Consider the following 11391-nt stretch of genomic DNA (forward strand, 5'->3'; position numbering starts at 1 on the left):
ACTGCTCTGCCCAACGCACCCGCTGGCGGGGTGCCTTGCGCAGCGAAATAAAGGAGGAGGCCGCAGGCCGGGGGACATTCGCGGAGAAAGGTACCCCGTCGGCGGGGGCGCACCCCGAACCAGCAAGCGCTGGCAAAGAACACCAGCCAAACTCAGACCACCGGCACCCGCACCGAATCCGCAGGATTCACCTGCCGCCGATACAGCAACAACGTGGCAACCAGCCCGCAGATGGCCGCGGCGGTCATCCACAAACCCGGCGCGCCCTTGTCGCCCGTCACCTCGATCAGGCCCGTGGCAATGGCCGGTGTGAAACCGCCGAACAGTGCGGTGGCAAGGCTGTAGGCCAGCGAAAAGCCGGCGGTGCGCACGTTGACCGGCATCACCTCGGTGAGCGCCACCACCATTGCGCCGTTGTAGCTCGCGTAGAGGAACGACAGCCACAGCTCCACTTCGAGCATGCGCGCGAAGCTCGGCGCGCCTACCAGCCACTTGAGCGACGGGTACGCGGTGAGGATGGTCAGTGCCGTGAACAGGATCAACAGCGGCTTGCGGCCCACACGGTCGGAGAGCGCGCCCATGATCGGCAGCCAGATGAAGTTGGAGATGGCCACGCACAGGGTAACGACCAGCGCATCGGTCGTGCTCAGGTGCAGTACCGACTTGCCGAAGGTCGGCGTATAGACCGTGATCAGGTAGAACGACACGGTCGTCATCGACACCAGCATCATTCCCGCGACCACCAGGCCCCAGTTGGCGATCATCGACTGGAAGATTTCGCGCGCATCAGGCCGGTGCTTGCGCGCCATGAACTCTTCGGTCTCTTGCAGCGAGCGGCGAATGATGAACAGCACCGGCACGATCAGGCAGCCGACGAAGAACGGAATGCGCCAGTAGAAGTCGCCGATTTGCTGCGAGGTGAAGGTCACATTCAGCCAGTAGCCGAGCGCTGCCGCCACGATGATTGCCACCTGCTGGCTGGCCGACTGCCAGCTCACGTAAAAGCCCTTGCGCCCCGGCGTTGCCATTTCGGACAGGTAGACCGAGACACCGCCCAGCTCCACGCCGGCCGAGAAGCCCTGCAGCAGCCGCCCGACCAGCACCAGCAGCGGCGCGGCAAAGCCGATGGTCGCGTAGGCCGGCACGCAGGCGATGAGCAGGGTGCCCAGCGCCATCAGCGCGAGCGTGACGATCAGGCCCTTGCGGCGGCCCACTCGGTCGACGTAGGCGCCCAGAAAAATCGCGCCCAGCGGTCGCATCAGGAAGCCGGCGCCAAAGGTCATGAAGGTCAGCATCAGCGAGGCGAACTCATTGCCCGCCGGGAAGAAGGCCTTCGAGATCTGCGTGGCGTAGAAGCCGAACAGGAAGAAGTCGAACATCTCCATGAAATTGCCGCCCGTCACGCGCAGGACGGTGGCGAATTTCGAAGAGGAAGAGGAGGGCGTCGAAGCAGCCGCGGAGGCTCCGGTGCCTGGAGCGGCGCGGGCGGCCGTGCCCGGTTGCGCGGCGGAGTGCGCAGGATTCATCTTGTTGTCCCCTTGGGCGAAGTAGTTCGCCCAAGGGTAGGCCGGGGTTCCCGACCGCTGCCTGACCACCGTAGTCAGGTACCTGTCACTGCCGGCTTTTACTTCAGGTCTTGTTTCAGGTCTTGTATTTGACCGAGCAGCCGTACGGCCGCGTCGAGGCTGCCGAGATCGGCTTGCCGCCGAAGGCTTCGCCGAGCGCCTGGTTCACGTAGTTGGTCGCGCTCTTGATGTCGTCGGGCCGGGCCGAGGCGATGCTGTCGATGCCGCCCGCGTACACCAGCACGCCCTTGGGGTCGATGATGAAGATATGCGGTGTGGTGCGCGCACCGTAGGCCTGGCCGATGACGCCGTCTTCGTCCATCAGCACCGCGGTGGGCGAGGCCTTTTGCGACTTCATCCATGCGTCGAGTGCGGCGGGCTGCAGGTAGTCGCTGGCTGCGCGCTCGGTGGAGTTGACCGACAGCCACACCACGCCCTGGGCCGTGGCCGATTTTTGCGTGGCGGGCATGTTGCCGCTGTTGTAGTGCTTGCGCACGAACGGGCAGCCCGGGTTGGTCCACTCGAGCACCACGAACTTGCCGGCAAAGTCGGAGAGCTTGTGCTTGGCGCCGCTGGTGTCCACGGCAACGAAGTCGGGCGCCTGCTGGCCCACGGCGGGCGCTGCGAAGGCGTTGTTGCCCATCAAAAAGCTGGCGCCGAGCGCCACGGCTGCCGCCACGACGGCGCGGCGCGAGGCACGGGAGAGGGCGGCGCGGGCGTGGCGCGCGGCACGAATGGAACGCGAGTCGGACGATGGCGAAAGTGACATGGCCAGCTTGAACTCCAGAATAAAAAAACAAACAACGGCGACAGCTTAGGCCGCTTTTCTCAAGTGCATGTGACAACCCATGTCACGCCGGGGGTCAAAGCGCGGCCAGCGCTGCGCGAACCTCGTCCTTGCCCAGGATTTCGGTCAGGACGACCGGTGGCTTGCCGGGCGCCTGCAGCACATACAACGGCACGCCGCTGCGGCCGAGCGAGGTCAGGGCGGCGGTAATGGCGGGGTCGCGGCGGGTCCAGTCGGCACGCAGCATCGCGACCTTCTTGCCGTCGAAGTCGGCCAGCACATCGGCATCGGCCAGCGTGGCCTTCTTGTTGTACTGGCAGGTCACGCACCATGCGGCCGTGAAGTCGATGAACACCGGCTGCCCCGCGCCCGTGAGCTCGGCCACGCGCGCGGCCGACCAGGGCTGCCAGCGCTGGCCGGCGCTCGATGCAAGCTTGGCCGGCTCCACCGTCTGCAGCACGTTGCGGCCGATGGCCGCGGTGAGCACCGCGGTAAAGGCGAACAGCACCGTGGCAATGACCAGCCGCGTGCGGCCGCGCAGCGTCAGCGCCCAGACGATGGCGGCCATGCACACCAGCAGCGCGAGCAGCGTGCCCGCGCCGTCGATGCCGCTTTGCTGCCCCAGCACCCAGACCAGCCACGCCACGGTCGCGAACATGGGGAATGCCAGCAGCCGGCGCAGCGTGTTCATCCACGGGCCGGGCTTGGGCAGCAGCCGCGCAATGGCCGGAACGAAGCCCGCCACCAGGTAGGGCAGCGCCAGCCCGAGGCCCAGCGCCGCGAACAGCAGCAGGGCCTGCGCGGCGGGAAGGCCGATGGCAAAGCCGAGCGAAACGCCCATGAACGGCGCGGTGCAGGGCGAGGCGATCACCACGGCCAGCACTCCCGAGAGAAAGTCGTTGGCAATCGGGTGCTTGGCCTGGGCGGAACACACCGACAACGGTGCCGCGCGGCCAAACTCGAAAACGCCCGCAAGGTTGAGGCCGATGAGCGTGAACAGTGCCGCCAGCGCGGCCACCACGGCCGGCGACTGCAGCTGGAAGCCCCAGCCGAGCTGCGCACCCGCCGCGCGCAGCGCGAGCATGGCGCCGCCCAGCGCGAGGAACGAGAGCATCACGCCGCCCGTGTAGGCCAGGCCCGCCGTGCGGTGGGCGCTGCGGTTGCCCGCCTGCCGCGCGAAGCCCAGCACCTTGATGGCCAGGATCGGGAACACGCAGGGCATGAGGTTGAGCAGCAGGCCGCCGAGCACGGCGCCCAGCAGCGCAACGACAAAGGTGCCGGCGGGCTGGGCCGGCAGCTCCGCGGGCGGCGCGGGGGCAGCCGCATTCGCCGCATTGGCGGCGAGCGCAGCCTGCAGCGCGGGCGAAACCTCGGCGCGCGGCGCGGTGGTCGGCCAGGTGCCGCTTACCGGCGCCTCGGTGCGCCAGGCCACCGGCTGGCCCGGCTGCCGGTCGCCTTCGGCCAGCGTCACCACCAGCGGCAAGGTCGTGGGGCTGGCGCTGCGCTGGTCGGCCAGCGGCAGCGTGGCGGTCCACGTGCCGCCCTGCCAGCTTTGCGTCCAGTCCTTGCCCGAGACCGCCGCGGTGCGGATCAGCTCGGGCGTTTCGGGGAAGAAGCCAAGGGTCTTGCCCTGCGCGGCCGCGGGCAGGCCCTCGAGCCGCACCTGCAGGTTGTTGCCGCTGACTTCCACGGTGCCCTGCTTGTCGAGCGGCTGCGGCTGCGCGGCCTGGGCCACGTCGAACTCGGCCTTGTGCAGCGCGGTCGAGCCCTGCAGCGGCAGGGCCAGCGTGAACTCGCCTTCCTCGGGGATGCATTCCTTGCGGCACACCAGCCAGGTGGCCTTCAGGCGGATGTCCAGGCCCGAGGCGCCCGTGCCCAGCGCCAGCGGCGGCTTGAAATTGCTCGACACCTCGAGCGGCACCGGCAGCAGCACCGTGCCCTCGTAGCCGTAGTTGGCCAGGTTGCCGATCGGGATCTTCTTCGGCACCGGCCATGCGATCTCGCCGGCGGCGACGCCCGCAGGGAGCGTCCAGTTCAGCTCCGTCGGCAAGCCGGAATCGCCGGCGTTCTTCCAGTAGGTGTGCCACTCGGGCTGGTGGGTGATCTGCAGCCCGACCCAGACCGGTGCGCCCGGCGAAACGCCGTTGGGTGCGTGCGCAACCAGTTCGGCGCGCACATGAGGGGTGGTGACGACAGCGCCTGGCTTGGAGGCCAATTGCGCCGCAGCCGGCATGCAGGCTGCGGCGGTTGCTACCAGAAGCGTAGCTAAAAAATGAAAGCGGGAGAGGATCATGCCGATCAGTCGGAGCAGGCGGGCGGTGCGAAGTTCCGGGCAGTATGGGCGCTCAAGCGGCCCAGCCCAGCACCACGCGGCGGCTGTTGGCGCTCTTTTTCTCGATCTTGGTGACCATCACCGCGCCAATCTCCGCAGTGTTTGCAACATGCGTGCCGCCGCAGGGCTGAAAGTCGATCTGCGCGTCGCCCTCACCGCCGATGCGAATGGTGCGCACCGTGCCCGTGCCGCGCGGCGGCTGCACGCTCATGCTCTTCACCAGTGCCGGGTTGGCGTCGAGCTCCTCGTCGGTGATTGCGCCCACGGTCAGCGGATGGGCCGCTTCCACCAGCTGGGCGAGGCCGGCGGTCAGCGCTTCCTTGTCGAGCGGGTCCGTCATGTGGAAGTCGATGCGGGCGTAGTCGGGCGTGATCGAGCAGCCGTTCACCGGCACTGGCACCAGGTGGCACAGCAGATGGCTCGCGGTGTGAAAGCGCATCAGCCGGTGGCGGCGCTCCCAGTCCAGGCGCGCCGTGACGGTGTCGCCCGGCTTCAACGTAGCCAGCAGTTCGGCTTGCCCGGGCGCCGGCACGTGGACGAATTCGCTGGTGGGCTGGCCGTCTTCATTCTTGGCCTTGCGGGTGTCGGCAATGACCACTTCGCGGTCGTCCGCCAGCGCCAGCACGCCCGCGTCGCCGGCCTGTCCGCCGCCGAGCGGATAGAACACGGTGCGGTCCAGCACGATGCCGGAGTCGTCGATGCGCAGGATGCGGGCTTCGCAGGTGCGCAGATACGCATCGGCGCGGAACAGGTCGTCGGTCATGCGGCGATGGTAGCGGCGATGCGTGAATGAGGTGCGCCCACGCCAAAAAGCGCCCATGACCGACAGTCCGCGCGAGCGCCGCCCGCATGATTTGCCCGGATGCGGCCTGGTTGCCGCAACAACCAAGGAGAGCGAATGAAGGTCCCTGACATCGCCGTTTCCTCGCTGGCCTCCAAGGCCACTGTGACCGCAGCAGTCGCCGCCGCGCTGGCGCTGGCCGGCTGCGGTGAAACCGCCAAGGTGGCGCCCGAAGCCACCGTCGGGCCGCGCCCGCAGTTGGCCGAGCCCAACAAGACGCTGATTCCCACCGTCAACGTGGCCACCGCCGTGGGCTGGGCCGATGCCGCCGCCCCGAAGCCCGCCACGGGCTTGCGCGTGCAGGCGCTGGCGCGCGGGCTGGACCATCCGCGCTGGGTGTACACCCTGCCCAACGGCGACGTGCTGGTGGCCGAAAGCAACAAGCCCCCCAAACCGGAAGGCGCCGACAGCAACAGCGGCCCCATGGGCAAGATCCGCAAATGGGTCATGGACAAGGTCATGAGCCGTGCCGGTGCCGGCGTGCCCAGCCCCAACCGCATCACGCTGCTGCGCGATGCCGACGGAGACGGCGCCGCCGAAGTGAAGCAGGTGTTCCTGTCGAACCTGAGCTCGCCGTTCGGCATGGCGCTGGTCGGCAATGAGCTTTTCATTGCCAACGCCGATGCGCTGGTCAAGGTGCCGTACACCGAAGGCCAGACCGCGGCGAGCGCTGCGCCCACAGTGGTGACGCCGCTGCCCGCGGGCATCAACCACCACTGGACCAAGAACGTGATTGCCAATGCGGAGGGCACCAAGCTCTACGTGACCGTGGGCTCCAACAGCAACATCGGCGAGAACGGGCTGGCGGCCGAAGAAGGGCGTGCCGCCATCTGGGAGGTGGACGTGAAAAGCGGCGAGAAGCGCCTGTTTGCGAGCGGCCTGCGCAACCCGAACGGGCTGGCCTGGCATCCGGAGACCAAGGAGCTCTGGACCGTGGTCAACGAGCGCGACGAGATCGGCAGCGACCTGGTGCCCGACTACCTTACCTCGGTGAAGGACGGCGCCTTCTACGGCTGGCCCTGGAGCTATTTCGGCAACCATGTGGATGCGCGCGTCACGCCGCCGAACCCGCAAATGGTCGCCAAGGCCGTCGCGCCCGACTACGCCCTGGGCTCCCACGTCGCGCCGCTCGGCCTGGTCTTTTCCGACGGCCGCGGCATGCCGCCGCAATTTGCGAGCGGAGCCTTCATCGGCGAGCACGGCTCGTGGAACCGCAAGCCGAAGTCGGGCTACAAGGTGGTGTTCGTGCCCTTCACCGGCGGCAAGCCGAGCGGGCCTCCGGTCGATGTGCTGACCGGTTTTCTTTCGGCGGACGAAAAGGCGCAAGGCCGGCCCGTGGGCGTGGCGCTCGACAAGAGTGGCGCCCTGCTGGTGGCCGACGACGTGGGCAACGTGGTCTGGCGCGTGTCGGCCGCGAAGTAGCGGCCGGCGCCGTTCGTGCTCATCGGCGTTGCTGCGGCGGCCGGCTGATGCGGTAGAGCCGGTGTCGGCGCAGCGCATGCCCCTCGGGCAGCGCAGGGTGGTCGAACGCGCCGGCCACGTCTTCATGCATGCCGATGCGCTCCATCACTGCGGCCGACCGAAGGTTGCCGACGGCGGTGAATGCCACGATCTCGTCGAAGCCGAGCCGTTCGAAACCGATCTGCAGCGCGCCGCGCGCAGCCTCGCTCGCAAACCCCTGGCGCCACCACTTTCTGCCGAAGCGCCAGCCGATCTCCACGCAGGGTGAGAAGGGCAGCGCCGCCAGCGGCACGTTCAGGCCCGTGAAGCCGGCGAATTCGCCCGAGTCCTTGTGCTCGACGGCCCAGAAGCCCCAGCCGTTCTCGTCGATGCGAGCCTTCAAGCGCTCGGCCAGTGCGTCGCTGTCGGCCCGCGTGGGAACCGGCAGCAGAAATGCCATGACTTCCGGGTCGGCCGCGAGCGCGGCAAAGGGCGCGAGATCGCTCTCGCGCCACTGCCGCAGCCGAAGGCGCGGGGTTTCGAATTCGATCAGGGGCGGGGTGATGCTGTCGGCCATGCGGCCGATTGTGCTCAGAACCCCGCGAGCACCACCTTGCCCTGCGCGGTGCCGCTTTCGATCAGCGCATGCGCCTTGCGGAGGTTGGCCGCGTTGATGGTGCCGAAGCTCGCGTTCGCCGTGGTGCGGATGCGGCCCGCGTCGACCAACGCCGCCACCTCGGCCAGCAGCGCGCCCTGCTCGGCGATGTCCGGCGTTTCGAAGCGCGAACGCGTGAACATCATTTCCCAGTGCAGCGAGATGCACTTGGTCTTGAGCGGCATCGCGTCGAGCGTCGGCAAGTCGTCGATCACCGCCAGCTGGCCCTGGGGCTTGAGGCTTTCGATGATCTGCGCGTAGTGCTGGCCGGTTTGTGTGAGGCTGGCGACCATGTCGACTTCGCCGATGCCCGCGGCCTTGAGCTCGGTTGCAAGCGGCTTCGAATGGTCGATGACCGCGTGCGCGCCCAGTGCCAGGCACCACGCCCGCGTCTCGGCGCGCGAAGCCGTGGCCACCACGCGCAGTTGCGTGAGCTGGCGCGCGAGCTGGATCAGGATCGAACCGACGCCGCCGGCGCCGCCGGTAACCAGCAGCGTCTGCCCCGCGCCGCCGCCTTTCGGCACCTTGAGGCGATCGAACAGCAGTTCGTAGGCGGTGATGGTGGTCAGCGGCAACGCGGCAGCCTGTGCATCGTCGAGGCTCTTGGGTGCAAGGGCCGCAATGCGCTCGTCGACGGCGTGCAGTTCCGCATTGGTGCCGGGCCGGACGATCGAACCGGCGTAGTACACGCGGTCGCCGACCTTGAAATTCTTCACCCCGGCGCCGATGGCCTCGACCGTGCCCGCGGCGTCCCAGCCCAGCACCTTGGCGTGGCCGGCTTCGGGCGCCATGTTCTTGCGCACCTTGGTGTCGACCGGATTGACCGAGACGGCCTTGACGCGCACCAGCAGGTCGCGCGGGCCAACCGCGGGCGTGGGCAATTCGATGTCCTGCAGCGACTCGGGGTTGTCGATGGCAAGGGATTGGTAGTAACCGATGGCTTTCATGTCGAAGGACCTTTCTTGAACGATGGCTCGACTGTAGGATGGCAAATGAAAATTGATAAGACGGCCTGTTGAAGCAACACCTTCAAATGAAAATTGAAAATCTCTCGGACCTGCAGGTGCTGGTGCAGACCGCGCGCGGCGGCACCCTGACGGCAGCCGCCCATGCGCTGGGCATGACGCCCGCTGCCGCCAGCGCCACGCTCAAGCGGCTCGAAACACAGCTGGGCGCGCGGCTGTTCGAGCGATCGACCCGCGCCATGCGCCTGACATCCCAGGGCCAGACGCTGCTCGATTACGCCGTTCGCGCCTTCGAGCTGCTGGACGAGGGCGAATCGCTGGTCACGGCCGACCGTGGCGAGCTGGTCGGCACCTTGCGTGTGGCGGCTCCCTCGGACCTTACGCGCAGCACGCTGCTGCCCTGGTTCGACGAGTTCCTGGCGCTGCACCCGGGCGTGCAGCTGTCGCTTTCGGTCGGCGACCGGCTGCTCGACGTGACCCGCGACGAGGTCGACCTGGCGCTGCGCTACGGTGCGCTGGCCGATTCACGGCTTGTGGCACGGCCCTTTGCGCTCACCAACCCGCTGCTCACCGCATCGCCCGGCTACCTGCGCCGCCATGCCGCGCCCAAGACGCCGCATGACCTGCTGCACCACAACTGCCTGACCTTCGATCGCGGCGGGCGCCGCCACCGCACCTGGCGTTTTGCACAGAACGGCCAATGGACCGAAGTGCGCGTGAAGGGCGACCGCAGCGTGGACGACGCCTCGCTCGCGCGCGAGTGGGCTGTGGCCGGGCGGGGCATCGTGCTGAAGTCGGCGCTCGACGTGCGGGACGACCTGCGCAAGGGCACGCTGGTGCGCCTGCTGCCCGAGTGGGAGACCGAGCCCTATCCGCTGCACGCACTGCTGCCGAGCGGGCGCTTTGTGCCGGCGCGCGTGCGGGCGCTGGTGGATTTTCTGGCTGCCAAGTTCGACGCGCTCGCGCCGATGCCCGGCTAGATCATCGGCGTGACGGCGCCGTCCATCGCCACGATGGCGCCGGTGATGTAGCTCGCCTTCGGCGATGCCAGGAACACGACCGCATTAGCAATTTCTTCGGGCGCCGCAATGCGCCCGAGCGGCAGCCTTGCCTTGGCGCGCTGCAGCGCCTCTTCGCTGCCGATGCCTTGCAGCTTTGCGTCCGCCTTCAGGCCCTCCTGCAGCCGCTCGGTGAGCGTTAGGCCGGGGTTCACCGCATTCACCCGCACGCCCTTGGCCGCATAGGCCGATGCCATGCCGGCACTCACCAGCATGAGCGCCGCATTGGCCGCGCCGCCCGCCATGTGAACGGGGCTCGCCACCTTGCCGCCCTGGCCGATCACGTTGACGATGGCGCCGCTCCCGCGCTGGCCCATGCGCTTGACCACCGGGTCGATCATGTGGATGTAGGTGAAGTACTTGGCGTCCATGGCGTCGTGCCAGGCGGCCGCGTTCAGTTCGTCGGGCGGCGTGCGGCGCGCGGCACCGGCGGAATTCACCAGCACGTCGACCGGGCCGAAAGCCTGTTCAGCGGCATCCAGCGCGGCCACGGCGCCGGCGGGGTCCTTGAGGTCGGCGGCTTGCACCGACACCCGGCCTTCGGCTTCTGCAAACGCCTCGACCAGCGTCTTGCGGCCCTGCTCCAGGTTCTGCAGATCGCGCGAGACCAGGCTCACACGCGCGCCCTCGCGCAAGAAGCCCAGCGCGCAGGCCAGGCCGATGCCCTTGCTGCCGCCGGTGATGAGAACGTGCCGGTCCTGGAGCTGGAGATCCATGTGAGAGTCCTTGACTTGAATCGTGAATAGAAAGAAAGAACGCCGCGCGGCGCGGGGTCGCGTGGATTGAATCACCGCTCTAAGATCGGCGGATGAACGCATCCTCGGTATCCCTGCCCCGCTACTGGTCTCAACTGACGACGCGCGACTTTGCCGCGCTCGATGTGGCAGCCACCGTGGCGGTGCTGCCGCTCGGCGCGACCGAACAGCACGGCCCGCACCTGCCTCTGGGCGTGGACACCGTGCTGGCCGACGGCATCGTGGCCGCGTCGCTGCCGCTGCTGCCGGCAGATCTTCCGGTGCTGTTCTTGCCAACGCAGCAGATCGGCCTGAGCCCCGAGCACGCGCGCTTTGCGGGCACGCTCACGCTGTCGGCCGAAACAGTGATTCGCATGTGGAAGGAAATCGGCGCCGGCGTAGCCCGGGCCGGCGTGAAGAAGCTGGTGCTCTTCAACGCACACGGCGGGCACGTGGGCGCAATGGACATCGTGGCGCGCGAGCTGCGCGCGGAGCACGGCCTCATCGTCTACAGCGTGAGTTGGTTCAACCTTCCGCTGGGCGATGCGGGCGCGCAGTTCGGCGCCGGCGAGCACCGCTTTGGCGTGCATGCGGGCGATATCGAAACATCGATGATGCTGGCGCTTGCGCCGCAGCAGGTGCGCATGGCCGAGGCGAAGAACTTCCGCTCCACCTCCGAGCAGCGCGCAGCGGACTATGCGATTCTCGGCAACGGCAAGAGCGCGAAGCTAGGCTGGGCCATGGAGGACTACAACCCGCAAGGCGCGGCGGGCAATGCGGCCGCGGCGACTGCGGCGCGTGGGCAGGCTGTTGTCGATGCGGCTGCGGAGCAGTTGGCGTTGTTGTTGGCTGAGGTGTCTCGGCTGCCGTTGGGCACTGCCAATACGGGACCGCTGCCTTAGTCATCGGTTCGGTGGGTGTTTCGTAGGTCGTTCAATTCAGGGCGGCGCACCCGCCGACGGGGTACCTTTCTCCGCGAATGTCCCCCGGCCTGCGGCCTCCTCCTTTATTTCG

Annotated in this window: 10 protein-coding genes; 3 read left to right on the plus strand and 7 right to left on the minus strand. The window is 68.0% G+C overall.

Translation table 11 applies throughout. The annotated features are described in order from the left end of the window. Nucleotides 1-152: 152 nt before the first annotated feature. From V9L21_RS21715 to V9L21_RS21730, 4 genes are all read right to left on the minus strand, one after another. A complete protein-coding gene (locus V9L21_RS21715) occupies nucleotides 153-1526 on the minus strand; it encodes an MFS transporter (protein WP_337314958.1) in 1374 nt (457 codons plus the stop codon). A 115-nt stretch (nucleotides 1527-1641) separates the two neighbouring features. After that, nucleotides 1642-2334: a redoxin domain-containing protein gene (locus V9L21_RS21720; protein ID WP_337314959.1), complete on the minus strand. Its 693-nt coding sequence runs from the start codon at nucleotides 2332-2334 to the stop codon at nucleotides 1642-1644. Nucleotides 2335-2428: 94 nt separating this feature from the next. After that, complete coding sequence (locus tag V9L21_RS21725; protein WP_443305364.1) at nucleotides 2429-4645, minus strand: protein-disulfide reductase DsbD family protein; 2217 nt, start codon at nucleotides 4643-4645, stop codon at nucleotides 2429-2431. A 52-nt stretch (nucleotides 4646-4697) separates the two neighbouring features. Then, nucleotides 4698-5447, minus strand: coding sequence for an alanyl-tRNA editing protein (locus V9L21_RS21730; RefSeq protein WP_337314960.1), 750 nt, complete (start codon nucleotides 5445-5447; stop codon nucleotides 4698-4700). 135 nt (nucleotides 5448-5582) lie between these two features. On the opposite strand from V9L21_RS21730, the gene V9L21_RS21735 reads away from it, so the two are divergent. Continuing rightward, a complete protein-coding gene (locus V9L21_RS21735) occupies nucleotides 5583-6947 on the plus strand; it encodes a PQQ-dependent sugar dehydrogenase (protein ID WP_337314961.1) in 1365 nt (454 codons plus the stop codon). A gap of 19 nt (nucleotides 6948-6966) precedes the next feature. Here the strand turns inward: V9L21_RS21735 and V9L21_RS21740 are convergent, their stop codons facing one another. Both V9L21_RS21740 and V9L21_RS21745 read right to left on the minus strand, forming a co-directional pair. Then, on the minus strand, nucleotides 6967-7542 hold the full coding sequence (locus tag V9L21_RS21740) for a GNAT family N-acetyltransferase (protein WP_337314962.1): 576 nt from the start codon (nucleotides 7540-7542) through the stop codon (nucleotides 6967-6969). A 14-nt stretch (nucleotides 7543-7556) separates the two neighbouring features. Further along, nucleotides 7557-8567, minus strand: coding sequence for a zinc-binding alcohol dehydrogenase family protein (locus V9L21_RS21745; RefSeq protein WP_258503883.1), 1011 nt, complete (start codon nucleotides 8565-8567; stop codon nucleotides 7557-7559). An 86-nt stretch (nucleotides 8568-8653) separates the two neighbouring features. Between V9L21_RS21745 and V9L21_RS21750 the strand changes: the two genes are divergently transcribed. Further along, the gene (locus V9L21_RS21750) at nucleotides 8654-9565 is read left to right on the plus strand and encodes a LysR family transcriptional regulator (RefSeq protein ID WP_337314963.1); all 912 of its coding nucleotides are present in this window, start codon (nucleotides 8654-8656) and stop codon (nucleotides 9563-9565) included. Here V9L21_RS21750 and V9L21_RS21755 read toward each other — a convergent pair. Further along, on the minus strand, nucleotides 9562-10359 hold the full coding sequence (locus V9L21_RS21755) for an SDR family oxidoreductase (protein WP_337314964.1): 798 nt from the start codon (nucleotides 10357-10359) through the stop codon (nucleotides 9562-9564). The genes V9L21_RS21750 and V9L21_RS21755 overlap by 4 nt on opposite strands. Before the next feature lie 92 nt (nucleotides 10360-10451). Here V9L21_RS21755 and V9L21_RS21760 point away from each other — a divergent pair, with 92 nt between their 5' ends. Then, entirely contained in the window at nucleotides 10452-11279 is an 828-nt protein-coding gene (locus V9L21_RS21760) for a creatininase family protein (RefSeq protein ID WP_337314965.1), read from the plus strand. Nucleotides 11280-11391: the final 112 nt, after the last annotated feature.

Source organism: Variovorax sp. CCNWLW235 (assembly GCF_037204085.1).
GTDB lineage: Bacteria > Pseudomonadota > Gammaproteobacteria > Burkholderiales > Burkholderiaceae_C > Variovorax.

Bases quoted from the DNA above. Each gene is read 5' to 3' on its own strand.
- V9L21_RS21715 (WP_337314958.1), bottom strand. From the start codon at position 1,526: ATGAATCCTGCGCACTCCGCCGCGCAACCGGGCACGGCCGCCCGCGCC.
- V9L21_RS21720 (WP_337314959.1), bottom strand. From the start codon at position 2,334: ATGTCACTTTCGCCATCGTCCGACTCGCGTTCCATTCGTGCCGCGCGC.
- V9L21_RS21725 (WP_443305364.1), bottom strand. From the start codon at position 4,645: ATGATCCTCTCCCGCTTTCATTTTTTAGCTACGCTTCTGGTAGCAACC.
- V9L21_RS21730 (WP_337314960.1), bottom strand. From the start codon at position 5,447: ATGACCGACGACCTGTTCCGCGCCGATGCGTATCTGCGCACCTGCGAA.
- V9L21_RS21735 (WP_337314961.1), top strand. From the start codon at position 5,583: ATGAAGGTCCCTGACATCGCCGTTTCCTCGCTGGCCTCCAAGGCCACT.
- V9L21_RS21740 (WP_337314962.1), bottom strand. From the start codon at position 7,542: ATGGCCGACAGCATCACCCCGCCCCTGATCGAATTCGAAACCCCGCGC.
- V9L21_RS21745 (WP_258503883.1), bottom strand. From the start codon at position 8,567: ATGAAAGCCATCGGTTACTACCAATCCCTTGCCATCGACAACCCCGAG.
- V9L21_RS21750 (WP_337314963.1), top strand. From the start codon at position 8,654: ATGAAAATTGAAAATCTCTCGGACCTGCAGGTGCTGGTGCAGACCGCG.
- V9L21_RS21755 (WP_337314964.1), bottom strand. From the start codon at position 10,359: ATGGATCTCCAGCTCCAGGACCGGCACGTTCTCATCACCGGCGGCAGC.
- V9L21_RS21760 (WP_337314965.1), top strand. From the start codon at position 10,452: ATGAACGCATCCTCGGTATCCCTGCCCCGCTACTGGTCTCAACTGACG.